We start from the raw sequence: 26,653 nt of genomic DNA on the forward strand, positions 1-26,653 counted from the left end.
CTGGCGTCTTGCCAGGCCGGTGAAGTTTGGGAGTAGCATGATTTTCGTCAAATGGTTTGGCTGGTCGGTCCTCTGGCTGCTGCCGCTGCTGCTGCGCACGGTAGTGCGCGCGCTCGGCCGCAAGTCGCTCTTCGGGGGCCGCGGCGCCATTCGCCTGTGGTGCGGCAGCCTGTTGTTGCTGGCGGCCAGCGCTGCGCTGGAGTCGCTGATCCGCGCCCAACTCAGTTCCAGCGATGATGGCCCCAGTGCGGCGCTGTTCGGCGCGGCCCTCATGGAGGGCCTGGGCGGCAAGATCAACAAATGGCTGGCGGCCCTGCTGATGCTGGGCTTGCTGGCGCTGGGCCTGAAATGGCTGCTGGGGGCCATCTTCAGCCGGACTGCTGTCAGCGAGCGGGACGATCATCCCGAACTGGACCTGGGCCCGCCGCGCCGCGGCAGCATCGAAAGCGAACGGGTGCGCTTGAGCAGCCTGCACGCCCATGGGGGCAGTGGTGCGCGCAGCAGTTTCCCGGCCGCGAGCGAGCGTCGCCCCCCGGTCAGCCGTGCGCCTTCGCCCACCCGCGGGCCGGCCGCTTCGCCATTCGAACCGCGTCCGCGCCCGGCCCGGCTGACCCCGGCCGCGCCACCGACGCCGCCCGCGCCCCGTCCGGCTGAGGGCGCAGCCCGCGATGACTGGAAAGTCCCGCTCTCGGCCATCACCGGAAACCATCCTCGCCAGCAACACACGGGGCCAGGCGGGCAGGGTGGCCAGGGTGGCAAATGGCCTTCGCTCAATCCCCGTCAAGCCGGCCCGGCTGCCAAGCCCCGTCCCGAATCCGAATGGGCGGCCTTCGAAAGCCTGCGTCCGACCGAGGCCATGCTGGCTCGCGCCGCCGCCAGCCGCGCTATCTCCGCGGCCAGCGCAGCGGCCGATGCGAGTCTGTCACGGGCCAGCAATCCGACGCCACCGATTCGTCCCATTCCCTCCTCGATTGCCCGTGGCAACCCGACCTCGACCATGCCGCCGTCACCGGCCACCCGCAGCATCCGCATCAGTAGCGTGGGCCGCGCTGGCCAGCCGCCCGGTGCCACTGCAGGCACGCCGACCGAGCGTGCCGACCTGGTGCCGACGCGCCTGATGCGCTCGCTGCAGGAGAGCAGCACGCCTGAACCGTTGCCGCAGCCGGCCCCCATCGTGCCGCTGGCGCAGCAAGCGCCTGCCGAGCCCATGGTGCCGCCGTCAAGCTTGCCGCCGGTGTCCACACCCACGGCCTTGCCGCCAGCCCCCGAGCCTGAACCGGTCCAACAGGAACCGATCGACCTGGGCACCTTCAATGCACCCTGGTTCGACATGCTGCCCGATCCTGTGCCTGCTCCGTCTCCTCTTCAGGCGGCACCGACGCCTTCCTTCACGGTGCATCAGCCGCCCGCCGTGCCGCACTATACGCAGCCGGCTGCCCTGTCCTATGGCGCGCAGGAAGACGAGCCGCACGTGGACATTCCCTTGCCCTCGCTGGACCTGCTTGATGAAGTGCCGGAGTCGCGCATCGAAATCGATCCCCAGCAACTGGAGGAAACCGGTCGCCTGATCGAACAGCGCTTGCGCGAATTCAAGGTGCCGGTGACCGTACTGGGCGCCGAGGCCGGCCCGGTGATTACCCGCTTCGAGGTGGAACCGGCGCAGGGCGTGCGCGGCGCCCAGGTGGTGAACCTGATGAAGGATCTGTCCCGCGCCCTGGGCCTGACCTCCATCCGCGTGGTCGAGACCATCCCCGGCAAGACCTGCATGGGCCTGGAGTTGCCCAATGCGCGCCGGCAGATGATCAAGCTTTCCGAGATCGTGCATTCGCAGGCTTATCGCAAGTCGGCTTCGCATCTCACCATTGCCATGGGCAAGGACATCACCGGCACCCCCGTGGTGACCGACCTGGCGCGCGCGCCGCACATGTTGGTGGCCGGTACCACCGGTTCGGGCAAGTCGGTGGCCATCAATGCCATGATCCTCTCGCTGCTCTACAAGGCCACCCCCGAGGAAGTGCGCCTGATCATGATCGACCCCAAGATGCTGGAGCTGTCGATCTATGAAGGCATCCCGCACCTGCTGGCGCCGGTGGTGACCGACATGCGCGAAGCGGCGCACGCCCTGAACTGGGCGGTGGAAGAGATGGAACGGCGCTACAAGAAGATGTCCAAGCTGGGCGTGCGCAACCTGGCCGGCTACAACCAGAAGCTCGATGAAGCCGCCGCCCGTGGCGAGAAGATTCCCAATCCCTTCAGCCTCACGCCGGACGCGCCCGAGCCGTTGGAAAAGCTGCCCACCATCGTCATCGTCATCGATGAACTGGCCGACCTGATGATGGTGGTCGGCAAGAAGGTCGAAGAGTTGATCGCCCGCCTGGCGCAGAAGGCGCGTGCGGCCGGCATCCACCTGATCCTGGCCACCCAGCGCCCATCGGTGGATGTGATCACTGGCCTGATCAAGGCCAATATCCCGACCCGCGTGGCCTTCCAGGTCTCGTCCAAGATCGACTCGCGCACCGTGCTGGACCAGATGGGAGCCGAGTCGCTGCTGGGCCATGGCGACATGCTGTTCCTGCCGCCCGGCTCGGGTTATCCGCAGCGCGTGCATGGCGCCTTCGTATCAGATGAGGAAGTGCACCGCGTGGTGGAATACCTGAAGTCCTTCGGCGAGCCACGCTACATCGAAGAAATCCTGGCGCCTCCGATATCAGAGGACACCGCACAGGCCGACATGTTTGCCGGCGGCGAGGGCGGCGATGCCGAATCCGATCCGCTCTACGACGAAGCCGTGGCTTTCGTGCTCAAGACGCGCCGCGCCTCCATCTCCTCGGTGCAGCGTCAATTGCGCATCGGCTACAACCGCGCTGCGCGGCTGGTAGAGCAGATGGAAACGGCCGGCGTGCTCTCGGCCATGTCGCGCAATGGCAGCCGCGATATCCTGGTGCCGCCTTCAGGGGGCGAGGAATAAACATCGCAAGACCCCCCTACAAAAACGGCGAACCTTTGCGGGTTCGCCGTTTTTGCATGAGCACAGAGGCTAAGTCATCAGATATCTAATATCTAATCAAATATCTAACTGGGTCACCAGCTTGGTATTGATGTAGGCCTCGATGGCTTCGGTACCGCCTTCGGAACCGTAGCCGCTGTCCTTGATGCCGCCGAAGGGCAGTTCCGGCAGGGCCAGGCCCAGGTGGTTGATGGTCAACATGCCGCTTTCCACGCGCGCCGCCAGGGCGTGCTTGGTGTGCGCCGACTTGGCGAAGGCATAGGCGGCCAGACCGAAGGGTAGACGGTTGGCTTCGGCGATCACATCATCAAGGGACTCGAAGGAATTGATCAGGGCCAGTGGGCCGAAGGGTTCTTCGTTCATCACGCGGGCGTTCAGCGGGATGTTGGTCAGCACGGTGGGCTGGAAGAAGTAACCCTTGTTACCAATGCGTTTGCCACCGGTGCGCAGTTGCGCGCCTTGCGCGAGGGCGTCGTCGATGAGCGCTTCCAGCGCCGGGATGCGCCGCTTGTTGGCCACCGGCCCCATGTTCACGCCGGCTTCCAGGCCATTGCCCACCTTCAGTTGCTCGGCATAGGTGACGAACTTGTCGACGAAGGCATTGAACACACCCTTCTGCACCAGGAAGCGGGTCGGCGAGACGCACACCTGGCCGGCATTGCGGAACTTGGCCATGGCCAGAGTCTTGGCCGCCACGTCCACGTCGACGTCATCGAACACCATGGCCGGCGCATGACCGCCCAGTTCCATGGTGGCGCGCTTCATGTACTGGCCGGCCAGCGCCGCCAATTGCTTGCCCACCGGGGTGGAGCCGGTGAAGGAAATCTTCTTGATCACCGGATGCGGGATCAGGTATTCCGAGATCTCGGCCGGCACGCCATAGACCAGGTTGATCACGCCAGCCGGCACGCCCGCATCGGCATAGGCGCGGATCAGTTCAGCCGGCGAGGCCGGGGTTTCTTCCGGGGCCTTGACGATGATGGAGCAGCCGGCAGCCAGGGCCGCCGAGAGCTTGCGCACCACCTGGTTGATCGGGAAATTCCAGGGCGTGAAGGCGGCCACCGGGCCGACCGGCTCCTTGATCACCATCTGGTAGGCGCCCGGCACGCGGGCCGGTACCAGGCGGCCATAGGTGCGACGCGCTTCCTCGGCGAACCAGTCGATGGTATCGGCCGCACCCAGGGTTTCCATCTTGGCTTCGGCCAACGGCTTGCCTTGTTCCTGGGTCATCAGGCGCGCCACGTCCTCGGCGCGCTCGCGCAGCAGGTCGGCGGCGCGGCGCATGATCTTGGAGCGCTCGAAGGCGGACATGTTGCGCCAGGTCTCGAAGCCCTTCTTTGCCGCTTCCAGGGCGCGGTCCAGGTCGCTGCGGTCAGCGTGGGCGATCTTGCCGATCACTTCCTCGGTGGCCGGGTTGATGACATCGATGGTGCGACCGGAAGCGCTGGCGGTCCATTCACCGTTGATGAAAAGCTGTACGTCCTTATACATGGGCTATCCTCGTTGGTCAGGTTGGGGCAGGGTCACCGCTGCCAGGTGGGCGCGATGGCCGGGAGAATTCATGCAGACCCGCCGGGGGCGGTCTGGTTCATGCGCATTGCGAGACCACCACGGTGGCGGCGCGAAGACTGTCTTAAGAATGTCTTTATACCACGCACGATCATTTCGCGTCGCTTGCCGAGTCGCCGTCAGCGGCTTCCTACAAGGCTGGACGGGCAAGCCGCAAAGAGGAACAATCGACATCGCCCGCCAGTCACACCGCCACAACAATACGCAGCCGAGGCCCCTCATGAGCAGCTCTTACGACCCCTTGCGCTCCCGCCATCCTGGCGTTGCCGATGCTGCGCCGGATGCTGCCGATCTCACTCCCGTGCGTGATGAACAGTGCGACCCGGATGACGATGGCCTCTCCGGTGGCGGTTTCGTCGCCGGCCTCGTGCTCAGTGCCGGCCTCGGACTCTGGCTGGGCCGCAAGCGACGGCAGCGGCGCGCGCAAGCGGTGACACAGGGCGCCGCTGCCCCCCCGCACGAGCGCGCCGAACAACCCGCGCGCGAGCTCATCCCGCACGGTCTGGAGCGCGCCTTGCGCCTGGTGAGCCTGGCCATGCCGCTCATCGCCGCCTGGCGCAAGGGTGCGGCGCGCGCCAAGGTGGCGGCAGCCAAGGCCCAGATGGACACACCGCTGCCACCCGACGCCCCGGCCCGGGTGGACATCGTCAAGGCCAGGCTGGAGCCGGTCCCTTCGGATTACCTGGACCCGGCGGCCGAGGTCAAGATGCTCAAGGGCGGCACGCGCGCCCAGCAAGCCTGGCAGATGACGGTGGCGGCCATCGATGCCTGGATCACCGACTTCGCCCCCAGCATGGGCGCAGCCATCGCCTACTACACCATCTTCTCGATTGCCCCCATGCTGGTGATCGCCATTGCGGTGGCCGGCATGTTGTTCGGCCATGATGCGGCCCAGGGTGAGATCGTCAACCAGATCCGCGACATCGTCGGCACCGAGGGCGCCTTCGCCATCCAGGGACTGCTGCGCTCGGTGAGCCAGCCGCGTGAAGGCATGATCGCCGCCGGTATTTCGGTGGTGACCCTGGTCATCGGGGCCACGGCCGTGTTCTCGGAATTGCAGAGTGCGCTCGATCGCATCTGGCGCATTCCCGTGGTCAAGCGCAAGAGTGGTGTGTGGCAACTGGCACGCACGCGGCTATTGTCCTTCGGACTGATCCTGGGGCTGGGATTCTTGCTCATCATCTCGCTGGTGGTCAGCGCCGCACTGGCGGCATTGGGACGCTGGTGGGGCGGCTGGTTCGAGGGCTGGCAACTGGTGCTGCAATTGCTCAACTTCGTGTTGTCCTTCGTGGTGTTCTCCACGCTCTTTTCGATGATCTACAAGTTCATGCCACGCGTGACCTTGTCCTGGCATGACGTGTGGATCGGCGCGGTGGCCACCACGGTCCTGTTCATCATCGGCAAATACCTGATCGGCCTGTACCTGGGCAGTACCGGCATGACTTCCGGTTTCGGTGCAGCCGGTTCGTTTGCGCTGTTGCTGCTGTGGATTTACTACTCGGCCCAGATCTTCCTGCTGGGGGCGGAGTTCACCTGGATCTACGCCAACAATTTCGGCTCCCGTGCCAGGCGGCAAAAGCTGGTCAATACCGTGCAAGAGCATCACGTGAGCCTGGAACAGGCGCAACAGGTGGTACGCACCGATGCCGGCAAGCGTTGAGCTGTCGTCATGCTGTAGCGGCTGTAGAGGCTGTAGGAATTGGTCGCGCTGTAAATCGGTGCGGCGCCTACCATGACTGCCTGATTGCATCACGCGCGGAGAAGCGATATGAAAACCAAGGGCATCCCCGAACTCAATGCCCTCATTCCCTTGTTCCACCATGCACGCGGCAGCAAGGTACCGGCGGCCAAGTCGATTCCGATACGGTTGATGGCGCAGAGCAGTGAGCCGGTGTTGGCTTGAGGTGCGCCGAGTATTTTCGAGAGTGTGTCAGCCAATCGAGTCGCTTGCTTGCGACGAGCTGCGGCTGCAGGCAAGCTGGCACGCTGACTCGGGGAAATAAGTCCAAGTCTAATAAATTGAGAATTTTCTAATAAACGGACTTATAATTCGAACACATGAACTCGATCAAGTGGCATTCGAGAGCGATCAAGCAACTGCTCAGGATCAGTCCTCCGGATCAAGTCAGGATCAAGGATGCTGCGGCCAAGTTGTCGCAAATGCCGCATTGCCAGCACGTGAAATCGCTGACCAATCATCCTTGTCAATATCGGCTCCGGGTTGGCCATTATCGAGTGTTCTTCAACTTTGACGGGAATGTTCGCATCGTCTCCATCGAGGAAGTGCACAAGCGCGATGACCGCACCTACTAACATCCAGATCATCCATGGCGCCGACGGCAAGCCTGCCTTCGTCGTTATTCCTTATGCCGATTACCTGAAGGAGCATCGTGCTGAAGATGAGCAATATGTTCCGCACGAAGTGGTAGCGATGATGGTGGATCACCAATGGACTGCCATCCGCAGCTGGCGTGAACATTTGGACCTGACCCAGCAGGAAGTGGCGGCGCGCCTGGGCATTTCGCAGTCGGCGTATGCCCAGCAGGAAAGCAGCAGGAACCTGCGTCCCAGTTCCTTGAAAAGGATTGCGGCGGCGCTCGGAGTGAGCATCGCGCAACTCGACTTCTGACCTCAGAGGTCAGAGCTTAGAGGTCAGAGCTCAGATGCCTGACTTGTTCCTCGGCATACAGGAGCCGGCCCTAGAAGAATTCCACCGTATCGTTGGTCGTGATGCCCGAGCGCAGTACCCCTGCATTGACCAGTTCCTGGTAGTAGCAGATGCGGTTGCGGCCGCTCTTCTTGGCGTGGTACAGCGCCTGGTCGGCGTGCCCGAGGATCACCACCGGCGTTTCGCGGGCGATGCCCACGAAGCCCAGGCTGACGGTGACCTTGCCCACCTGCGGGAAGTCGTATTCCTGGACGTTCTGGCGGAAGCGGTCGAAGATCTTGCGGGCGTCCGAGAGCGTGGTCGAGCGCAGCAGGATCACGAATTCCTCGCCGCCGAAACGGAAGATGCGGTCATGTGCGCGGAACGAGGCGCGCAGGATGTTGGCCACCAGGATCAGCACTTCATCGCCATACAAGTGGCCATAGCGGTCGTTGACCTGCTTGAAGTGATCGATGTCCACCACCCCCAGCCAGTGCCCTTTGGGCTCGCCATGGTCTTCGTGGCGACGTTCGTTCTCTTCCAGCGAATGCGCTTCGTGCGGGGCGATGGCAAAGGCGTAGCGGGTGAACTGCTCATCGAAGGTCTTGCGATTGAACAAGCCCGTCAAGGCATCGCGCTCGCTGTAATCGAGCAGGCTCTGGTAGTTGCAGTAGACGTGGAAGATGCCATGGATCACGTCCATCATGGCCGGCGTGAAGGCGCTCTGGCTGCGGATCTCCAGGCAGGAGTTCATCTTGCCGTGCAACCAGACCGGCAGCCATAGCAGGTGTTCGCCGCTGTCCGTGGTTTCCTGATATTCGTTGAGGTGATTGCGGATACAGGCCAACATGGCCGGATAGGCTGCCAGCGGTTCCTTGGGATCGTCGCTGGTCAGCTCGGCGATGGTGTGGACGGTGCCATCGCGGATGACCATCTTTTCCTGCACGAAGTATTCGTCGCGCAGGGTGAAGATGTCCAACATGCGGATGGACTGCACCTCGGTCAACTGGTACAGCGCAGAGATGACGGAGATGGCCAGGCGGGAATGCTCCCGGTGGGCCGTGATTTCTACCAGATGCTTGAGCAGCGGTTGTTTCATCTCTTCGTCGATGTCCTGCATGAGCCCATTATGTTCTGTATGTCGGTACTCGGCTTTGCTTGCCCCTTGGCGCCGGGCATGGGTGCGGCGCACCTGCCATGAACGAGTACCTGGCCCGTGGCCGGCACGCAGTCAGGCGTACGTCAGGTCGTACAGCCACCCCTAGACTGCCCGGATGCAAGATTGACCCCATCAAGCTAGCACGGAAGCAAAAGGATTTTACAGGCGGCAAGCATTGTAATGAAGCAGTTTCTGCATTTCCCTGCCGAAAACTTGACTTTAGTTTCCATGTGGAAATTTTAAGTCTTGCGTGATTTTTACTTATGCTCGAGTTTGCTGAAATTTTGACTGTCTTCATGCTGCCTGGCTATAAGTGCGCTCGGTAATCCAGGCGTGTAGCGGCTTTGACGCGCATATCCGCTTTATTCAGCCGTGCCCCGACGATCTCCCTGGATGGGAAATGGCCCACGGTCTATGGGCCATTTACTTATAAAAATCGCCGGTCCCGAGGCCGGCGAATTCTATCTATATCATTTGCAGTTTATTGCGTATTTCCGCCTTGGCCCACCGGTCATGCGGATCAAGCGTAGATGATCAGCAGGGCCACGGCGATGATGAGACTGAACTTGGTGATCTTGTAGACCGTCTTGTTCCAGTTCTTGAAGCGGCGGCGATACTGGCCGGCCAGCCAGACGAAGCGGAACAGCTTGTTGACGCGTCCGGTCTGGTCGCCGGTTTCATTGGGCGAGGACGCCGCGGTCATCATGGTGCGCCCCAGGAAACCATTGATGGCTTCGGCCCAGCGATAGCGCAGCGGACGCTCGACGTCGCAGAAGAGGATGATACGGTTCGTCTCGGTGCCGTTCTGCGCCCAGTGGATGAAGGTCTCATCGAACACCACGCTCTGGCCATCGCGCCAGCTATAGCGCTGGCCATCGACTTCGATGAAGCAGCGATCATCGTTGGGAGTGACCAGGCCCAGATGGTAGCGCAGCGAACCGGCAAAGGGATCGCGGTGGCGATTGAGGGTGCCGCCCGGGGCCAGTTCAGCAAACATGGCGGCCTTGACGCTGGGAATGCGTTTGAGGATCTCGACCGTCTTGGGGCAGAACTTTTCAGCCGAGGGGTGGCTGGCGTTGTACCACTTCAGATAGAAGCGCTTCCAGCCGGCCTTGAAGAAGGAGTTGAAGCCGGCATCATCATTCTTTTCTGCGGCCTTGATCTTGGCCATCTCGCGCAGGGCCACGGCTTCATCGCGGATCACTTCCCAGTTCTGGTCGATGATGGCCAGGTCCTGGAACTCCTTGACCGCCGGGTAGGGCACGGCCGGTACGCGCGAGAAGGCGTACATGAACAGGTTGATGGGCGACATGATCGACGAATGGTCGAAGAACTGCCGCAGGAAGGGCAGACGCACGCGGCCACGGAAGTGGATGAAGAGGATGGAAAACAGATATATGAAGACAATAGCCCACTTCATTGCAGGATCCTTTGATGTTGCTGGCCTTTTTATATGAAGCAAAAGGCCGGGACGGATATTCGTCCATATGAGGGTGAGGCCGGAGAGATCAATGCTGATATCAGGCAAAGGCAGCCGTAAGGCGCAAGATGCGTGATGATGAGCTTGGATTCCCGGTGGCTGCGCAGCCCTGGCAAGCTGCCGGCAACGCAGAGCAAGCGGGGATTCTACACCAAGGGGGTGTCAGCGTTTGTAAGCGGTGGGTATTGCCCTATGTGAATCTTCTTGCAATAGGGGCTGCGCTGACCCAGATCAAACGGGCAAAAAAAAGGACCGGGAATTCCGGTCCTTCTGGGGAGGTGAAGAACAACGCTCAAGCCGCCTGGGTCACCACTTGGCGCGCACGGTTCCAGCGCGGCAGGCCGGTGAAGGCAAAATCGATTTCCGGCACGTGACCGGCGACGATCTCGGCAATGGCCCGGCCCGAACCGCAACCCATGGTCCAGCCCAGGGTACCGTGGCCGGTGTTGAGGTAGAGGTTGGCGAACTTGGTCTTGCCCACATACGGCACGTTGGAGGGCGTCAGCGGACGCAGGCCGGTCCAGTAGGTCGGGTTCTCGTAATCGCAGCCATCCGGGAACAACTCACGGGTGCGGCGGGTGATGGCTTCGCAGCGGGTGGTGTTCAGTTCGCGGGTGTAGCCGTTCAACTCGCAGGTGCCGGCTACGCGCAGGCGGTCGCCCAGGCGCGAGACCACCAGCTTGTAGCCATCGTCGGTGAGCGAGACGGTGGGGGCGGCGTCGGGGTTGGTGATCTGGTAGGTGGCCGAATAGCCCTTGCCAGGGTAGAGCAGCAGATCGATGCCCAGCGGCTTGACCAGTTGCTGCGAGAAGCTGCCCATGGCGACCACGAAGGTATCGGCCTTGAGCACTTCATGGCGGCCATCAGGGTTGATGATCTCTACGCCGGTCACGCGGGCGGCCGCACCGGTACCTTCGGTGATGAGGCGGGTGATGGTGGTGGAATAGCGGAATTCGACACCGGCTTCCTCGCTCTTCTTGGCCAGGCCCGTGGTGAGCTTGAAGACATCGCCCGATTCATCGGTGGCGGTGAAGTCGCCGCCGACGATCTTGTTGCGGATCGAGGCCAGCGCCGGTTCGATGCGCACCACTTCATCGGCGCCGATGGATTCACGCGGGCAACCGAGGTCGCGCATCAACTTGGCGGCCGGCAGGGAATCCTGGAATTCCTTTTCTTCAGTATAGAAGTGCAGGATGCCGCGGGTCAGGTGGTCGTACTGGATGCCGGTTTCGGCGCGCACGGCTTGCAGGGTCTGGCGGCTGTATTCGCACAGGGCCACGATGTTGCGGATGTTTTCATCGGTGCGGGCGGCGGTGCATTCGCGCAGGAAGGCCAGGGCCCACTTCCATTGCAGCCACTCGGGGCGGAAGCGATAGAGCAGCGGGGCATCTTCCTTGCCCAGCCACTTCAAGACCTTCATCGGGGCGGCCGGATTGGCCCAGGGTTCGGCGTGCGACACCGAGATCTGGCAGCCGTTGGCGAAGCTGGTTTCCTGCGCGGCTCCGGGCTGGCGTTCGATGACGGTGACGTCGTAACCCTGCTTCTTGAGGAACCAGGCGGAAGCGGTTCCGATAATGCCTGCGCCCAATACGATCACTTTCATCTTGCTCTCCCGGTTTTGCATGAACTTGCTGGATGGTTGTTAAGACGTTCGCATCGCTGAAAAGAAATGCGAACAATGCAAGCATTGTAAGAAAAGCGTGATTGCCGATGTAATCAATGCTGGGCGAAATTTTTATGAATAAAAAGAGGATTTTCTACTTTTTATTCAAAAGAAAAAGAAAATTCAGCCTTGATTTACTTTTTTGAAGATGCGAAGCGCGCCATCTCTTCGGCCACCGCGCGCTCCACCGTTTCGGCCAGCGCATCGCGCAATCCTTCCTTGACGCGCTGCATCACCATATCGGAAAGATGGTCCAGCGCCAGCGCCATCTGGTCTTGCAGGTGTTGGTGCAGCACGGTATCGACGCGTTCCAGCAGGCTTTGCAGGACGTTTTCGCGGATTTCCTGTTCCCATTGGCGATATTGCTCGGCGGCCGGCGTGACCGGCAGGGGCGTGGGAACGGCGGCCAGGATCGGCGCTGCTGCGGCTGGCGCCTGATAGCTGGCCGCTGCGGGTTGCAGATGGAAGGCGCCGGGCTGGGCGGGGGCGGCGTAGTCTGGTGCAGCCGGGGCCAGCGGGATGACTTCGGTCAGCAGGGGAATGGAGTGATCGTCTTGATTCATGGCAATACCTGACAGGGGGGCGGGCTCAGGCGGCCACGTGATGCGAGAGGGGATAGCCGCGTTCCTTGTAGAAGCGGTAGCGGTCACGGCCGGCGGCCTTGTCGGCGTCGTCGGCGGAAATGATTTCCAGCAGGCGTTCAAAGCGGGCGAAGTGCGCTGGCGTGTCGCTGCCCAGATTGATGAGGATCTGGTGGTGCGGTAGTTCGGTGTTGTCGTCGGCGGTCAGGATGATGGGCGTCTGCGCGGCCAGCGGGTCGCCGGCCATCACGTGCGGCAGGAAATCCTGCTCGGAAAAGCTCCAGAGCGCCTGGTCCAGTTGCTGCAGTTCGGCACGGTCGCGCGCGCGCAGCACGATGCTGGCGCCCGCGGAGCGCGCCTTGCGCACCAGGCGGCAGACGTAGGCGATCTTTTGCGGGACGTTGCTGTGGAAGTCGATTCGGGTCATCCCGTCAGTATAGTGGGTCGTGCTGCGGTGTGCCATTGGGAGGGGATAAAGAAAGCCCTTTACCAGGGCAGGCTGTCATCCATCTGAACGTTGCATTCTGCCGGCGGTAGTGGCTGGCGCTGTCGCATACCATCTGTAGGCGACAAACAAAAGCCTGGCGCGGTCATGACTGCGCTGCACCAGCTCTCTCATATTTTAAGAACTTTTCTTTACTGCAGCGGTCTGTCGCAGATCGCCGGCCTGCCTAGAATGCGATGCATGTGTATAAGGAAAATGCCGCCGATGTGGCCCTGACAGGGCCGCAGCGAACTGCGCTCTCATCATGCATCTTCGGTTCGGGAGCGCGCACACCATATTAAAAGGCTTCTCAAATGGGTGACCTGGTCAAGACGGTAGCACCAACCAACACGACGGAAAAATCCTTCACGGAAGTGGCCTGCGATTGCAATGATATGTGGTCCATCGTGCAACAATTCAGCACCATCCGTCTGTGTGAACAGAAGGGGAAGGGGAGTGGGAAAATCTTGCAGGCCTACAGTACGCGGGCCAAGCGGATCGCAGCGACCTATGCGCGGTTTTATCTGGAAACCGAAGATGGCGGTAATCTCGACTTCAAAGGTCGTCACTATTGGATGGCATTGGGTGCGTTCGCCAGCAAGACAGTGGCCTGTTCGCTTGACATGCTGAGGGTAGAGATGCTGCAAACAGTCTTTCAGGGCCTGGGCAAGGGTAATCTTTGGCTCTTTTATGACATCAGTGGTTGGCACTATTACTACAACAAGTACCGGCAGAGCTTCGATTTGTGCATCAATCAGCGCAACGCAGCAAAGTATTTGCAGCCCGTGCAGGAACAGATGAATTTCTACCCGTGGAAAGATGAAGCGCTTCCCAAGATTAAGAACATGAGCGATTGCGCTTACATCAAAGTCGCATTCCAGAAGACGAGTGAGTTCGAGGGGCAGAAGAATGTCTCCAAACGGCCGCCAATTCAGATGGCCAATTTGCTGGCCATTGCCGACCATGAACAGGGTGTGATACTGCAGCCGCTGATTTACGAGGATCCTGATTTCTCCAAGTGGGTTCGACGGCAGCGTTGGATGCTCATTCAGTGGGCCAGTCCTGATCTACAACTGGTTTTCAACCACGCTTGCGATACCAAAAATGTCTTGCTCAAATCGGTCGCGCCTGACGACACTGTCCTGGAAAACCTGAAGAGCCGGATGTTCTGGATTTCTGCCGCAGCAAGCAAGTTTCATCATCTCATGCAGACGCAGACCGCTTATATGGAAAAGGAGCTACATGCCATCGCGGATTGGGTCAACTTGTCCGATGACGGACTGGAGATCGAGCCTGCCTATATGCAGCCTTTCTGACAAATGAAATCAATCTTCGTCCGCGCGTTTTTCGTCGTCTTGCTTTCGGCTTGCAGCCCATCTCATCAGGAACACGTTCCCATGTCTTCTCTTGCCGTTTCCATCAATGTCTCTCCCGAAAAACTGCTACGTGAGCACGGTGATCAAATCAAGGTCGTCAAGCAGGGGCCGGGCATCAATTTTTACACCGCGCAATGGACGCAGCAGTCGCCGGGATCCGTGACGATCCAGCCTGGGAAATTCCAGTTCACCATCCCCTATGTGCTGGGCCTGCAAGGTGTGGAGGAATCCCGCGCGCCGGCGGAGGGAGTGGTGCAATACGAGATATTCGCCGGTATCACTGGCCCTGACCTGATCGGTCATGATGAGGCGCGCCAGAAGTTCTTTGCCCTGTTGCAGGGTATTCGCAAGGCTGGCTGGACCCCCTTCATTGATCGCGATGATCCGCGCATACGGGGCAGGCAACGGCTCGAATACGTGCTCAAGAGCTCCTCTGCCAGCAGCTTGGACCCGGACTACGAGCCTACCCTGGCCGAATGGATGCAATTGGAAGATCTTTCCAGGTGGACCTTTTACGCTGACCACGCCTACCTCTCTGTCGCCTTCAAGAGGGAAGCCAGTCTGCGCGATCCTGACAAGCCGGGCGCTTATCTGCTGACCTATACGTTGATGAGTGAAAACCAGCATTTCCGCACCTACGTGCCCCCCAGGAGCGGGATCGCTGGAAAGAGCTGCTTCCCGCCACCCTCAAGACGTTGCAGGCGCAACGGCAGCAAGCGGAAAAGGAGTGGCGTTTGAAGGGGGCGAGCATTGATGAAGGATATGTCGATCCGCGCGTTCCCCAGCTCTAGGCCGGCTCCAGGCGCACCACAATCTGCTGGCCATTGAGCGCCTGGATGAAAAAAGGCCCGCACGCAGGCGGGCCATCCTTGGCGGGCAAGCAGACCAGAGGCTTATGCCGCCATCCCACTATGCCGCAACAGCGCATCAATACTCGGCTCCCGACCACGGAACGCCTTGAAGGACTCGATCGCCGGACGTGAACCGCCCACGGCCAGGATTTCCTGCTGGAAGCGGCGGCCGGTTTCCAGCGAGATCACATTGCCACTGGTGGCAGCCGCCTCTTCGAAGGCGCTGTAGGCATCTGCCGACAGCACTTCGGCCCACTTGTAGCTGTAGTAGCCCGCCGCGTAACCACCCGCGAAGATGTGCGAGAAGGAGTGCTGGAAGCGGTTGAATTCCGGCGGGCGGATCACGGCGATGCGGTCGCGCACGCTGTCGAGCAGTTGCTGCACGGTCTGCTGGCCACCGACTTCATATTCATGGTGGATCAGCATGTCGAACAGCGAAAACTCCACCTGGCGCAGCATCTGCAGGCCGGACTGGAAGTTCTTGGCGGCGATCATCTTGTCGTACAGCGCACGCGGCAGCGGCTCGCCCGTCTCGGCGTGGGTGGTCAGCTGCTGCAGCACGTCCCATTCCCAGCAGAAGTTTTCCATGAACTGCGAGGGCAGTTCCACCGCATCCCACTCCACGCCGGAAATGCCCGATACGCCTACTTCATCGACTTGCGTCAACATGTGATGCAGGCCGTGGCCGAATTCGTGGAACAGGGTGATGACTTCATCATGGGTGAACAGGGCCGGCTTGGTCACGCCATCGACCACGGCAGGTTCGGTGAAATTGCAGATCAGATAGGCGATCGGGGTTTGCACGCCTTGCGCGGTCAGGCGGCGGGCGCGGGCGTCATCCATCCAGGCGCCGCCACGCTTGCCGGAGCGAGCGTACAGGTCGAGATAGAACTGGCCGACCAGTTGGCCGTCGCGCTCGATGCGGAAGAACTTCACATCCTTGTGCCACACCGGGGCGGTGTCGGGCTTGATCTGCACGCCGAACAGTTGCTGCGCCACCTGGAACAGGCCGCCGACCACCTTGGGTTCGGGGAAATATTGCTTCACTTCCTGTTCCGAGAAGGCATAGCGCTGTTCGCGCAGCTTTTCGGAGGCATAGGTGCTGTCCCAGGCCTTCAGTTCGTCCAGGCCCAGCTTTTCGCGGGCGAAGGTCTTCAGTTCTTCATAATCTTTCTGGCCGAAGGGGCGGGCGCGCTGGCCCAGGTCTTCCAGGAAGGCGATCACTTCGCTGGGCGACTTGGCCATCTTGGCCACCAGCGAGACTTCGGCGAAGTTGGCATAGCCCAGCAGTTGTGCTTCTTCCTTGCGCAGTTGCAGGATCTGGTCGATGTTGGCGCTGTTGTCCCATTCCGGCTTGGCGCCGAGTTCGGACGCCTTGGTGGCGTTGGCGCGGTAGATCTGCTCGCGCAGTGCGCGATTATCTGCATATTGCAGAACCGGGAAATAAGAGGGGAAGTGCAGGGTGAACTTGTAGCCGGGCTTGCCGTCCTTCTCGGCGGCGGCACGTGCAGCTTGCTTCACATCGGCCGGAAGCCCCGATAGTTCGGCTTCGTCTTCCACGAACAGGCCGAAATCATTGGTCGCATCCAGCACGTTCTCGGAGAAACGTGTGGTCAGCATGGCCTGCTTTTCCTGGATCTCGGCGAAGCGTTCCTTCTTCTCTTCCGGCAGTTCGGCGCCGGACAGGCGGAAGTCACGCACGGCATTGTCCACTACCTTGCGGCGCGCCGCCGACAGGCTGGCGAAGGCCGGGCTGGCCTGCAAGGCCTTGTATTTCTCGAACAGCGCCAGGTTCTGACCCAGCGCGGTCCAGAATTCCACCAGGCGCGGCTGGTTTTCGTTGTAGGTGGCGCGCAGGGCCGGGGTGTCCATCACCGCATTCAAGTGGCCGACTACGCTCCAGGCGCGGCCCAGCTTTTCGGTGGCCGACTCCAGCGGCTCGACGAAATTGTCCCAGGTGACCTCGGTCATCGGCGCTTCCAGTTCGGTCACCAGACGGCTGGCGTCGGCCAGCAGCTTGTCCAGCGCCGGGGTGACGTGTTCGGGCTTGATCGCGTCGAACTGGGCATAGCCCGAGAAATCGAGCAGGGGATTGGCGGCGATGTCGGTGGTGGTCATGGGCTCTCGTTTCTCTGAAAACATCCGGCAGCCAAGCTGCCGGAGGGTATTGCGCTAAGGGCGTGCCGATCAGTTGCGTTCGGCGGCTTCGATGGTGTTGACCAGCAGCATGGTGATGGTCATCGGACCCACGCCACCCGGCACCGGGGTGATCCAGCCGGCGACTTCCTTTGCGTTGGCGAAATCGACGTCGCCGCACAGCTTGCCATTGTCATCGCGGTTCATGCCGACATCGATGACGACTGCGCCAGGCTTGACCATGTCGGCGGTGACGATATTGCGCTTGCCGGTAGCGACCACCAGGATGTCGGCCTGGCGGGTGTGGTGGCCAAGGTCACGGGTCTTGGAGTTACAGATAGTGACGGTGGCGCCGGCTTGCAAGAGCAACATCGCCTGCGGCTTGCCGACGATGTTCGATGCCCCGACCACCACGGCATTGGCGCCGCGCACCGGGTAATCGATCGATTCCAGCATCTTCATCACGCCATAGGGCGTGCAGGGGCGGAACAGCGGCTGGCCGGTCATCAACAGGCCGGCGTTGCTGACGTGGAAGCCGTCCACGTCCTTTTCCGGGGCGATGGCTTCGATCACCTTGTGGGCGTCGATGTGGGCCGGCAACGGCAGTTGCACCAGGATGCCGTTGATCTTGGGATCGCCGTTGAGGGCGTCGATGCGGGCCAGCAGCTCGGCTTCCGTCATCGAGGCTTCATATTTCTCAAGAACGGAGTGAAGGCCATTGTCCTGGCAGGCCTTGACCTTGTTGCGCACATAGACCTGGGAAGCCGGGCTGTCGCCCACCAGGATCACGGCCAGGCCGGGTTGCTTGCCTTGGGCGGTGAGGGCGGCGGCGCGCTGGGCGACCTCGGCGCGCAGTTGTTGGGAGAGCAGGTTTCCGTCGATCAGTTGGGCAGACATGGCAGATAAGGCAAATATAAGGATAAGGGCTGGGCTGGGAGGAAGGCGCCGGGCAGGCCGGGGCCACTGAAGGGCGCAAGGCGCCAGAACCCGTGATTATAAAGCCAGGCGAGGGGACCGACGACATGTGGGGCAGCAAGGCGATATTGCTGGATTGAAAATATTTTGTACTGCACTTTCCTTCATATCGGCTTTTGGGGCAGCGCACGACGGGGATTTGCAATTTCGGTTATGCTCCCGCAACCAAGCATCCCAGCCCCTGATAGATTTTGTAAAGATACAAGGATTACCGCATGACCGATCTCCTGACCCGCCGCCTGCAACAGCTTTCCCAGCCGCAGCATCTTGCGCTGCTGGGCCAGGGCCTGCGCGGCGTGGAACGAGAGACGCTGCGGGTCGACCGACAAGGGCAACTGGCGCAAACGCCGCATCCGGCGGCCCTGGGCTCGGCGCTGACCAATGAACTGATCACCACCGATTACTCCGAAGCGCTGCTGGAATTCATCACCCCGGCTATGCCCGACATCGCCGACGCCTTGCAGCGTCTCGATGAGATCCACCGCTTCGCCTATCCGCGGCTGGCGGGGGAGTTCCTGTGGAATGCCTCCATGCCCTGCGTACTGCCGGAGGAAGACCAGATTCCGCTGGCTTGGTACGGCAATTCCCATATCGGCATGTTGAAGCATGTCTACCGCCGCGGCCTGGCGCTGCGCTATGGGCGCACCATGCAATGTATCGCCGGTATTCACTACAACTTCTCCCTGAGTGAAGATTTGTGGGAAGTCCTGCGCGACGAAGACGATACCGTTGATCCCTCGCTGTCGCGTCGTGATTACCAGTCCGAGCGCTACATTGCCCTGATCCGCAATTTCCGCCGCTATAGCTGGCTGCTGATGTATCTGTTCGGCGCTTCGCCGGCCGTGGCCACCAATTTCCTGCGCGGCCGCCCGCACCAGCTGGAAACGCTGTCCGAGGACACGCTCTATCTACCCTACGGCACCAGCCTGCGCATGAGCGACCTGGGTTACCAGAACCACGCCCAGGCCAACATCACCCCGCACTACAACAACCTGCCGGCCTACATCCGCAGCCTCTCGCACGCGGTCAGCCAGCCCTATCCGCCGTATGAAGCCATCGGCACCAAGCGCGATGGCCAATGGGTGCAGATCAATACCAACATCCTGCAGATCGAAAACGAGTTCTACTCCTCGATCCGTCCCAAGCGCGTCATCAATAGCGGCGAGCGCCCGGTGCAAGCCCTGTCCGCACGCGGCGTGCAATACGTGGAAGTGCGCTGCATGGATATCGACCCCTTCAATCCGCTGGGTATCGGCCTGGAGGCAGCGCGCTTCCTGGACGTATTCCTGCACTTCCTGGCGCTGGAGGCTAGCTGCCTGACCTCGGACGAGGAGGGCGCGGAAAACCGTGCCAACTTCCTGGCCACCGTCAAGGAAGGCCGCCGTCCGGGGCTGCAACTGCACTGCAAGGGCGAGTCCATTGTGCTGACCGACTGGGGCAATCAATTGCTGGACCGCATGGCACCGGTGGCCGAGCTGCTGGACCGCCATCTGGGTGGCAGCCAACATCGCGACAGCCTGGCCGTGCAGCGCGGCAAGCTGGCCGATCCCGACACGACTCCGTCAGCGCGCGTACTGCGCGAAATCCGTGCCGCCGGTAATTCCTTCCCCGGCTACACCCTGGCCAATAGCCAGCGCCAGGCCGAAAAATTGCTGGCCCGACCACTGGCCGCGGAGCGCAGCGCCGAATTCGACGCCATCGCCCAGGCTTCGCTGGCAGCCCAGCGCGACATTGAACGCACCCAGGAAGGTGACTTTGATACCTTCGTCGCGGCTTACCGCGCCAGTACTCTGGGCAATATCGCCATCTAATCCGCCTTCATTTATATAAGGCAATAGCTGAACAGATAGCCAACAAGCAACGCCTCGTCCCTGGACGAGGCGTTTTTGCTGGTCGGGCGGAAATTCCCGTCGTTGCTGGATTGGCAATTTTTATTGTTCATTTTTAGCAAGCAAAAAATGCTGTTTCAGGCGCTCCAGCAGGCCTTTGTCGCATTGCAAACAGGGCAAGAAAACCGCGCCCACAAGCCGATATAGTAAAAATACGAGGCCCTGGAAGCCGCTATCCATGCCGCTTTGCAGCATATTTTCACATTATGAAATTGATTATCGTAATTTGAAAATCAAAAATTCCCTGATAAAATTCGTCGTCCACACGGCTGGAACACCGTACATTTAAGCCTGCTGCGCCCCCAAAGCCTTGCCCCACGGGCCGGGAAGGGTTGTGGCACAGGCAACACATGACGGCTTTTCCTGCATCATCTGCCGGCGGCATTGCGTACCGAATGAACCGACCGACCCGCTGGTCCACCCGACCGGACGGATCTCTCAACAACCAGGAGACATGACATGTCAGCCCAAATCGATCAAGTTCTGGCGCAGGCCGCCAACGATCCCGATGTGATGGAAACCCAGGAGTGGCTCGACGCCCTCGAAGCAGTGATCGAAAAGGAAGGCCCGGATCGCGCCCACTACCTGATGGAACGCATGGTCGATCTGGCGCGCCGTCGTGGTGCCCATATCCCCTTCTCCAGCAACACCGCCTACGTCAACACCATTCCCGCTGACCAGGGCGAGCACTGCCCGGGCAACCTGGAATATGAAGAGCGCCTGCGCTCCTGGATGCGCTGGAATGCCATGGCCATGGTGGTCAAGGCCAACCGCGTGGATGGCGACCTGGGCGGCCACCTGTCTTCCTTCGCCTCGCTGGCCAACATGCTGGGCATCGGCTTCAACCACTTCTGGCACGCCCCGACCGAAGACCACGGCGGCGACCTGCTGTACATCCAGGGCCACTCCTCGCCCGGCATCTACGCGCGCGCCTTCCTGGAAGGCCGCCTGACCGAAGACCAGTTGATCCACTTCCGCCGCGAAGCCGATGGCCACGGTCTGTCGTCCTACCCGCACCCCAAGCTGATGCCGGAATTCTGGCAGTTCCCGACCGTCTCGATGGGCCTGGGCCCCTTGATGGCGATCTACCAGGCACGCTTCCTGAAGTACCTGCACGCCCGCGGCATCGCCAAGACCGACAACCGCAAGGTCTGGGCCTTCTGCGGCGACGGTGAAATGGACGAACCGGAATCGATGGGCGCCATCGGCATGGCCGGCCGTGAAAAGCTGAACAACCTGGTCATCGTGGTCAACTGCAACCTGCAGCGCCTGGACGGTCCGGTGCGCGGCAACGGCAAGATCATCCAGGAGCTGGAGTCCGATTTCCGCGGTGCCGGCTGGAACGTGGTCAAGGTCATCTGGGGCAGCGGCTGGGACGAGCTGCTGGCCAAGGACAAGGACGGCATCCTGCAGAAGGTGATGATGGAAACCGTCGATGGCGAGTACCAGAACTACAAGGCCAAGGATGGCGCCTACGTGCGCAAGCACTTCTTCGGCAAGCATCCCAAGTTGCTGGAGATGGTCTCCAAGATGTCGGATGACGACATCTGGCGCCTGACCCGTGGCGGCCACGACCCGCACAAGATCTATGCGGCCTTCAAGGTCGCGCAGGAATCCAAGGACCAGCCCACCGTGATCCTGGCCAAGTCCATCAAGGGCTATGGCTTCGGCAAGGCCGGCGAAGCGCGCAACACCGCGCACAACACCAAGAAACTGGACGACGAAGCCATCCGCGCCATGCGCGACCGCTTCCAGTTGCCGATCTCGGACGCTGAACTGCCGAACATCCCGTTCTTCAAGCCCGCTGACGACGCGCCGGAAATGCAATACCTGCACGAGCGCCGCAAGGCCTTGGGCGGCTACCTGCCGCAACGCCGCGTGCACGCCGACGAAAAGCTGCCGGTGCCGGAACTGTCGGCCTTCCAGGCCATGCTGGAACCCACTGCCGAAGGCCGTGAGATCTCCACTACCGCTGCTTATTCGCGCGTGCTGACCGCACTGCTGCGCGACCCCAACCTGGGCCCGCGCGTGGTGCCCATCATGGTCGATGAATCCCGTACCTTCGGTATGGAAGGCCTGTTCCGCCAGATCGGTATCTTCAGTCAGGTGGGCCAGCTGTACGAACCGGTCGACAAGGACCAGGTGATGTACTACCGCGAAGACAAGGCCGGCCAGATCCTGCAGGAAGGCATCAACGAAGCCGGTGGCATGAGCTCGTGGATCGCTGCGGCGACCTCGTACTCGACCAACAACCGCGTGATGATTCCGTTCTACACCTATTACTCCATGTTCGGTCTGCAGCGTATCGGCGACCTGGCCTGGGCAGCGGGTGACATGCGCGCCCGCGGTTTCCTGATCGGCGGCACCGCTGGCCGTACCACCCTGAACGGTGAAGGCCTGCAGCACGAAGACGGTCACAGCCATGTGTTCGCTTCGGCCATTCCGAACTGCATTCCCTACGACCCGACCTTCGCCCACGAAGTCGCCGTGATCATCCATGACGGCCTGCGCCGCATGGTGGCCAACCAGGAAGACGTGTTCTACTACATCACCGTGATGAACGAGAACTATGGCCATCCGGGCATCAAGCCGGGCCAGGAAGAGGGCATCGTCAAGGGCCTGTATCTGTTGAACGAAGGCGGCAAGCAAAACCAGCTGCGCGTGCAACTGCTGGGTTCGGGCACCATCCTGCGTGAAGTCATCGCTGCGGCCGACCTGCTGCGCGAAGACTGGAAGGTCGACGCCGACGTCTGGTCCGCACCGTCCTTCACCCTGCTGGCCCGCGATGGCCAGGACGTGGAACGCTGGAACATGCTGCACCCGGCCGAGGCCCCGAAGAAGAGCTACTTCGAGCAATCGCTGGAAGGCAGCGAAGGTCCCATCGTGGTTTCCACCGACTACATGCGCACCTACGCCGAGCAGGTCCGTGCCTTCGTGCCCAAGGGCCGTTCCTACAAGGTGCTGGGCACCGACGGTTTCGGCCGTTCGGATACCCGCGCCAAGCTGCGTGAGTTCTTCGAAGTGAACCGCTACTTCGTGACCGTGGCTGCGCTCAAGTCGCTGGCCGATGAAGGCAAGATCAAGCCGGAAGTGGTGGCGCAAGCCATCGCCAAGTACGGCATCGATCCCAACAAGCCCAACCCGGTGACCCTGTAAGGACTGCCTGACCGACCATCCCCGCCTCAGCCTGCTGATCGCGGGGATGTGTCGTGTCTGGAACTGCCACCCCAACGGGAAGATCCGCTGCCCCGGCAGCATCTTACCCAAGCGAATACTTCTCCCGGCACAGCGCCTGGGAACAGAACAACGGAGCGCATCAGATGAGTCAAGTCGAAGTAAAAGTCCCGGACATCGGCGATTTCAAGGAAGTCGAAGTCATTGAGGTGATGGTCAAGGTCGGCGATACGATCAAGGTCGACCAGTCCCTGATCACGGTCGAATCCGACAAGGCCAGCATGGAAATCCCGTCCAGCCAAGCCGGCGTGGTCAGGGAAATCAAGGTCAAGGTCGGTGACAAGGTCGCCGAAGGTTCGCTGCTGGTGATCGTCGAAGGCGAGGGTGCCGCTGCTGCGCCTGCCGCCGCACCGCAAGCCGCCGCCGCCGCTCAGGCCTCGGCCCCGGCACCGGCCCCTGTTGCTGCACCGGCGGCCGCTGCCGGCGGTACCGTCGAGATCGAAGTCCCCGACATCGGCGACTTCAAGGAAGTGGAAGTCATCGAAGTGATGGTCAAGGTGGGCGACACCGTCAAGGCCGAGCAATCGCTGTTGACCGTGGAATCGGACAAGGCCAGCATGGAGATCCCCTCCAGCCACGCCGGCGTGATCAAGGAACTGAAGGTCAAGCTGGGTGACAAGGTCTCCAAGGGCAGCATCATCGCCACCATCGAAGCCGCGGGTGGTGCGCTTGCCGCTGCCCCCGCTGCTGCGCCTGCAGCCGCTCCTGCTGCTGCACCGGCTCCTGCCGCAGCACCCGCACCGGCTGCCGCCGCCGTGCCGGCCATCGCTACCGCTTCGGCTACCAGCACCGGTGGCAAGGCCCACGCTTCGCCGTCCGTGCGCAAGTTCGCCCGTGAACTGGGTGTGGACCTGTCGCGCGTGCCGGCCACCGGTCCCAAGGGCCGTATCCTGCAACTGGACGTGCAGAACTTCGTTAAGGGCGTCATGGCCGGCTCCACCTCGGTGGCGGCCTCCGCACCGGCCACCAATGGCAGCGGCGCGGGCATGAACCTGCTGCCGTGGCCGTCGCTGGACTTCAGCAAGTTCGGCGAGACCGAACTGCAGGCGCTGTCGCGCATCAAGAAGATCAGCGGCCCCAACCTGCATCGCAACTGGGTGATGATCCCCCACGTGACGCAGTTCGACGAAGCCGACGTCACCGAGCTGGAAGAATTCCGCAAGACCTCCAACGACGCCTTCGCCAAGGCCAAGTCGCCGGTCAAGCTGACCATGCTGGCCTTCGTGATCAAGGCCAGCGTCTCGGCGCTCAAGAAGTTCCCGGCCTTCAATTCCTCGCTGGATGCCAAGGGCGAAAACCTGATCCTCAAGAAGTTCTACAACATCGGCTTCGCCGCCGATACCCCGAATGGCCTGGTGGTGCCGGTCATCAAGAACGCCGACCAGAAGAGCATCGGCCAGATCGCCATCGAAATGGGCGAACTGTCCGCGCAAGCCCGCGATGGCAAGCTGAAACCGGCCGACATGCAAGGCGCCACCTTCACCATCTCCTCGCTGGGTGGCATTGGCGGCACCGCCTTCACGCCCATCATCAATGCGCCGGAAGTGGCCATCCTGGGCCTATCCAAGTCGATCACCAAGCCGGTGTGGGATGGCAAGCAGTTCGTGCCGCGCCTGATGCTGCCGACCTCGCTGTCCTATGACCACCGCGTCATCGATGGCGCCATGGGCGCACGCTTCTCGGCCTACCTGGCCGAAGTGCTGGGCGATCTGCGCAAGTCGCTCCTCTAAGCCACCACCGAACATTACGGAGTCAGGACAATGAGTCTCTCTGAAGTCAAAGTCCCCGATATCGGGGATTTCAAGGAAGTCGAAGTCATCGAGGTGATGGTCAAGGTCGGCGACACCATCAAGGTGGATCAATCGCTGATCACCGTCGAATCCGACAAGGCCAGCATGGAAATCCCGTCCAGCCAGGCCGGCGTGGTCAAGGAAGTCAAGGTCAAGGTCGGTGACAAGGTCGCCGAAGGTTCGCTGCTGTTGCTGGTCGAAGCTGCCGGTGAAGCCGCAGCCGCCCCGGCACCTGCTGCAGCACCCGCACCGGCTGCTGCCGCGCCTGCTCCCGCCGCTGCTCCCGCTGCCGCGCCGACCGCTGCCAGCTTCGGCGGCAGCGCCGACGTGCAGTGCGACGTGATGGTCCTCGGTGGTGGCCCTGGCGGCTACTCGGCGGCCTTCCGCGCTGCCGACCTGGGCCTGAACACCGTCATCGTCGAACGTGAATCCACGCTCGGCGGCGTCTGCCTCAACGTCGGTTGCATCCCCTCCAAGGCCCTGCTGCACGTGGCCGCCGTGATCGACGAGACTGCTGCGATGGCCTCGCACGGTGTGACCTTCGGCAAGCCCGAGATCGACATCGACAAGCTGCGCGCCTACAAGGACAAGGTGATCGGTACCATGACCGGCGGCCTGGCCGGCATGGCCAAGGCGCGCAAGGTACAGGTGGTCAATGGCGACGGCCAGTTCGCCGGCCCCAACCACATCGAAGTCACCGCTGCGGACGGCAGCAAGAAGGTGGTGCAGTTCAAGCACGCCATCATCGCCGCCGGTTCCTCGGTGGTGAACCTGCCCTTCGTGCCGCAGGATCCGCGCATCGTCGATTCGACCGGTGCACTCGAACTGCGCCAGGTACCCAAGCGTATGCTGGTCATCGGCGGCGGCATCATCGGCCTGGAAATGGCTACCGTCTATTCCACCTTGGGCGCACGCATCGACGTGGTCGAGATGATGGATGGCCTGATGCAGGGCGCTGATCGTGACATGGTCAAGGTTTGGCAGAAGTTCAACGAGAAGCGCTTCGACAACGTCATGGTCAAGACCAAGACCGTTGCCGTGGAAGCCCTGCCCGAAGGCATCAAGGTGACTTTTGAAGCCGCTGAAGCCGGTGCCACCGCACCCGAGCCGCAACTGTACGACCTGGTGTTGGTGGCCGTGGGCCGCAGCCCGAACGGCAAGAAGCTGTCGGCCGACAAGGCTGGCGTGATCGTCTCGGATCGCGGTTTCATCGCTGTCGACAAGCAGATGCGCACCAACGTCCCGCACATCTTCGCCATCGGCGACCTGGTGGGCCAGCCCATGCTGGCGCACAAGGCGGTGCATGAAGGCCACGTGGCCGCCGAAGCGATTGCCGGCGAGAAGAGTTTCTTCGACGCCAGCGTCATTCCTTCGGTGGCGTATACCGATCCGGAAGTGGCATGGGTCGGCGTGACCGAAGACGAAGCCAAGGCAAAGGGCATCAAGATCGAGAAGGGCCACTTCCCGTGGGCCGCTTCCGGTCGTGCCGTGGCCAATGGCCGTTCGGAAGGCTTCACCAAGCTGCTGTTTGATGCCGAGACCCATCGCATCATCGGTGGCGGCATCGTCGGCACCCACGCCGGCGACATGATCGGCGAAGTGGCCTTGGCCATCGAGATGGGCGCCGATGCGGTCGATATCGGCAAGACCATCCACCCGCACCCGACCCTGGGCGAGTCCCTGGGCATGGCGGCGGAAGTGGCCGAAGGGCATTGCACGGACTTGCCGCCGCAGCGCAAGAAGTAATCAGCGTTCGGCAGCAGCAAAAAATGGCGGGCCTTCGGGTCCGCCATTTTTTTTTATGCTCATGCA

19 protein-coding genes are annotated in these 26,653 nt (G+C 61.6%); 11 read left to right on the top strand and 8 right to left on the bottom strand.

The genetic code is table 11. The features are described from left to right. Positions 1-37: 37 nt before the first annotated feature. Entirely contained in the window at positions 38-2,968 is a 2,931-nt protein-coding gene (locus tag RC54_RS06875) for a DNA translocase FtsK (RefSeq protein WP_061789027.1), read from the top strand. Between the two features lie 96 nt (positions 2,969-3,064). Here RC54_RS06875 and RC54_RS06880 read toward each other — a convergent pair whose 3' ends face one another. After that, entirely contained in the window at positions 3,065-4,498 is a 1,434-nt protein-coding gene (locus RC54_RS06880; protein WP_058894715.1) for an NAD-dependent succinate-semialdehyde dehydrogenase, read from the bottom strand. Between the two features lie 298 nt (positions 4,499-4,796). On the opposite strand from RC54_RS06880, the gene RC54_RS06885 reads away from it, so the two are divergent. The 4 genes from RC54_RS06885 to RC54_RS06895 all read left to right on the top strand — a co-directional run bounded on the left by RC54_RS06885 (position 4,797) and on the right by RC54_RS06895 (position 7,205). Next, the gene (locus tag RC54_RS06885) at positions 4,797-6,236 is read left to right on the top strand and encodes a YihY/virulence factor BrkB family protein (protein WP_082685997.1); all 1,440 of its coding nucleotides are present in this window, start codon (positions 4,797-4,799) and stop codon (positions 6,234-6,236) included. Positions 6,237-6,344: 108 nt separating this feature from the next. Continuing rightward, positions 6,345-6,479 (top strand): hypothetical protein, encoded by a 135-nt coding sequence (locus tag RC54_RS25845; protein WP_255220986.1) that lies wholly within the window; start codon positions 6,345-6,347, stop codon positions 6,477-6,479. Positions 6,480-6,634: 155 nt separating this feature from the next. Then, complete coding sequence (locus RC54_RS06890; RefSeq protein WP_058894716.1) at positions 6,635-6,889, top strand: type II toxin-antitoxin system RelE family toxin; 255 nt, start codon at positions 6,635-6,637, stop codon at positions 6,887-6,889. After that, positions 6,873-7,205, top strand: coding sequence for a helix-turn-helix domain-containing protein (locus RC54_RS06895; protein ID WP_058894717.1), 333 nt, complete (start codon positions 6,873-6,875; stop codon positions 7,203-7,205). The genes RC54_RS06890 and RC54_RS06895 overlap by 17 nt, the downstream gene beginning before the upstream one ends. A 70-nt stretch (positions 7,206-7,275) precedes the next feature. On the opposite strand, the gene RC54_RS06900 is transcribed toward RC54_RS06895, so the two are convergent. The 5 genes from RC54_RS06900 to RC54_RS06920 all read right to left on the bottom strand — a co-directional run bounded on the left by RC54_RS06900 (position 7,276) and on the right by RC54_RS06920 (position 12,533). Continuing rightward, positions 7,276-8,343, bottom strand: coding sequence for a GGDEF domain-containing protein (locus RC54_RS06900; protein WP_174526077.1), 1,068 nt, complete (start codon positions 8,341-8,343; stop codon positions 7,276-7,278). Between the two features lie 559 nt (positions 8,344-8,902). Continuing rightward, the gene (gene lpxO, locus RC54_RS06905; RefSeq protein ID WP_017454032.1) at positions 8,903-9,802 is read right to left on the bottom strand and encodes a lipid A hydroxylase LpxO; all 900 of its coding nucleotides are present in this window, start codon (positions 9,800-9,802) and stop codon (positions 8,903-8,905) included. A 352-nt stretch (positions 9,803-10,154) separates the two neighbouring features. Then, positions 10,155-11,465: a D-amino acid dehydrogenase gene (locus tag RC54_RS06910; RefSeq protein ID WP_061789028.1), complete on the bottom strand. Its 1,311-nt coding sequence runs from the start codon at positions 11,463-11,465 to the stop codon at positions 10,155-10,157. A 194-nt stretch (positions 11,466-11,659) separates the two neighbouring features. Further along, complete coding sequence (locus RC54_RS06915) at positions 11,660-12,088, bottom strand: hypothetical protein (RefSeq protein ID WP_058894719.1); 429 nt, start codon at positions 12,086-12,088, stop codon at positions 11,660-11,662. Positions 12,089-12,113: 25 nt separating this feature from the next. Continuing rightward, positions 12,114-12,533, bottom strand: a complete 420-nt coding sequence (locus RC54_RS06920) for a DNA polymerase III subunit chi (RefSeq protein WP_058894720.1) — start codon at positions 12,531-12,533, stop codon at positions 12,114-12,116. A 371-nt stretch (positions 12,534-12,904) separates the two neighbouring features. Here RC54_RS06920 and RC54_RS06925 point away from each other — a divergent pair, with 371 nt between their 5' ends. Beyond that, positions 12,905-13,906 carry a DUF2515 family protein gene (locus RC54_RS06925; RefSeq protein WP_061789029.1) on the top strand — a complete coding sequence of 334 codons (1,002 nt, stop codon included), beginning with the start codon at positions 12,905-12,907 and terminating at the stop codon, positions 13,904-13,906. A gap of 3 nt (positions 13,907-13,909) precedes the next feature. Next, complete coding sequence (locus RC54_RS06930) at positions 13,910-14,704, top strand: hypothetical protein (protein ID WP_244216454.1); 795 nt, start codon at positions 13,910-13,912, stop codon at positions 14,702-14,704. 155 nt (positions 14,705-14,859) lie between these two features. On the opposite strand, the gene RC54_RS06935 is transcribed toward RC54_RS06930, so the two are convergent. After that, complete coding sequence (locus RC54_RS06935; protein WP_061789030.1) at positions 14,860-16,935, bottom strand: M3 family metallopeptidase; 2,076 nt, start codon at positions 16,933-16,935, stop codon at positions 14,860-14,862. A 69-nt stretch (positions 16,936-17,004) separates the two neighbouring features. Next, positions 17,005-17,850, bottom strand: coding sequence for a bifunctional methylenetetrahydrofolate dehydrogenase/methenyltetrahydrofolate cyclohydrolase FolD (gene folD / locus RC54_RS06940; RefSeq protein ID WP_061789031.1), 846 nt, complete (start codon positions 17,848-17,850; stop codon positions 17,005-17,007). Positions 17,851-18,143: 293 nt separating this feature from the next. Between folD and gshA the strand changes: the two genes are divergently transcribed. From gshA to lpdA, 4 genes are all read left to right on the top strand, one after another. Further along, positions 18,144-19,739, top strand: a complete 1,596-nt coding sequence (gshA, locus tag RC54_RS06945) for a glutamate--cysteine ligase (RefSeq protein ID WP_061789032.1) — start codon at positions 18,144-18,146, stop codon at positions 19,737-19,739. Positions 19,740-20,276: 537 nt separating this feature from the next. Then, the gene (aceE, locus tag RC54_RS06950) at positions 20,277-22,973 is read left to right on the top strand and encodes a pyruvate dehydrogenase (acetyl-transferring), homodimeric type (protein WP_061789033.1); all 2,697 of its coding nucleotides are present in this window, start codon (positions 20,277-20,279) and stop codon (positions 22,971-22,973) included. A gap of 164 nt (positions 22,974-23,137) precedes the next feature. Further along, on the top strand, positions 23,138-24,781 hold the full coding sequence (aceF, locus tag RC54_RS06955; protein ID WP_061789034.1) for a dihydrolipoyllysine-residue acetyltransferase: 1,644 nt from the start codon (positions 23,138-23,140) through the stop codon (positions 24,779-24,781). Between the two features lie 30 nt (positions 24,782-24,811). Further along, positions 24,812-26,587 carry a dihydrolipoyl dehydrogenase gene (gene lpdA, locus RC54_RS06960; RefSeq protein WP_058894729.1) on the top strand — a complete coding sequence of 592 codons (1,776 nt, stop codon included), beginning with the start codon at positions 24,812-24,814 and terminating at the stop codon, positions 26,585-26,587. Positions 26,588-26,653 lie beyond the last annotated feature (66 nt).

Source organism: Herbaspirillum rubrisubalbicans, from assembly GCF_003719195.1.
GTDB classification, from domain to species: Bacteria; Pseudomonadota; Gammaproteobacteria; order Burkholderiales; family Burkholderiaceae_D; genus Herbaspirillum; species Herbaspirillum rubrisubalbicans.

What these genes read in the sequence shown, in the direction of transcription:
- RC54_RS06875 (WP_061789027.1), top strand. Translation starts at nt 38, where the DNA reads ATGATTTTCGTCAAATGGTTTGGCTGGTCGGTCCTCTGGCTGCTGCCG.
- RC54_RS06880 (WP_058894715.1), bottom strand. Translation starts at nt 4,498, where the DNA reads ATGTATAAGGACGTACAGCTTTTCATCAACGGTGAATGGACCGCCAGC.
- RC54_RS06885 (WP_082685997.1), top strand. Translation starts at nt 4,797, where the DNA reads ATGAGCAGCTCTTACGACCCCTTGCGCTCCCGCCATCCTGGCGTTGCC.
- RC54_RS25845 (WP_255220986.1), top strand. Translation starts at nt 6,345, where the DNA reads ATGAAAACCAAGGGCATCCCCGAACTCAATGCCCTCATTCCCTTGTTC.
- RC54_RS06890 (WP_058894716.1), top strand. Translation starts at nt 6,635, where the DNA reads ATGAACTCGATCAAGTGGCATTCGAGAGCGATCAAGCAACTGCTCAGG.
- RC54_RS06895 (WP_058894717.1), top strand. Translation starts at nt 6,873, where the DNA reads ATGACCGCACCTACTAACATCCAGATCATCCATGGCGCCGACGGCAAG.
- RC54_RS06900 (WP_174526077.1), bottom strand. Translation starts at nt 8,343, where the DNA reads ATGCAGGACATCGACGAAGAGATGAAACAACCGCTGCTCAAGCATCTG.
- lpxO (WP_017454032.1), bottom strand. Translation starts at nt 9,802, where the DNA reads ATGAAGTGGGCTATTGTCTTCATATATCTGTTTTCCATCCTCTTCATC.
- RC54_RS06910 (WP_061789028.1), bottom strand. Translation starts at nt 11,465, where the DNA reads ATGAAAGTGATCGTATTGGGCGCAGGCATTATCGGAACCGCTTCCGCC.
- RC54_RS06915 (WP_058894719.1), bottom strand. Translation starts at nt 12,088, where the DNA reads ATGAATCAAGACGATCACTCCATTCCCCTGCTGACCGAAGTCATCCCG.
- RC54_RS06920 (WP_058894720.1), bottom strand. Translation starts at nt 12,533, where the DNA reads ATGACCCGAATCGACTTCCACAGCAACGTCCCGCAAAAGATCGCCTAC.
- RC54_RS06925 (WP_061789029.1), top strand. Translation starts at nt 12,905, where the DNA reads ATGGGTGACCTGGTCAAGACGGTAGCACCAACCAACACGACGGAAAAA.
- RC54_RS06930 (WP_244216454.1), top strand. Translation starts at nt 13,910, where the DNA reads ATGAAATCAATCTTCGTCCGCGCGTTTTTCGTCGTCTTGCTTTCGGCT.
- RC54_RS06935 (WP_061789030.1), bottom strand. Translation starts at nt 16,935, where the DNA reads ATGACCACCACCGACATCGCCGCCAATCCCCTGCTCGATTTCTCGGGC.
- folD (WP_061789031.1), bottom strand. Translation starts at nt 17,850, where the DNA reads ATGTCTGCCCAACTGATCGACGGAAACCTGCTCTCCCAACAACTGCGC.
- gshA (WP_061789032.1), top strand. Translation starts at nt 18,144, where the DNA reads ATGACCGATCTCCTGACCCGCCGCCTGCAACAGCTTTCCCAGCCGCAG.
- aceE (WP_061789033.1), top strand. Translation starts at nt 20,277, where the DNA reads ATGTCAGCCCAAATCGATCAAGTTCTGGCGCAGGCCGCCAACGATCCC.
- aceF (WP_061789034.1), top strand. Translation starts at nt 23,138, where the DNA reads ATGAGTCAAGTCGAAGTAAAAGTCCCGGACATCGGCGATTTCAAGGAA.
- lpdA (WP_058894729.1), top strand. Translation starts at nt 24,812, where the DNA reads ATGAGTCTCTCTGAAGTCAAAGTCCCCGATATCGGGGATTTCAAGGAA.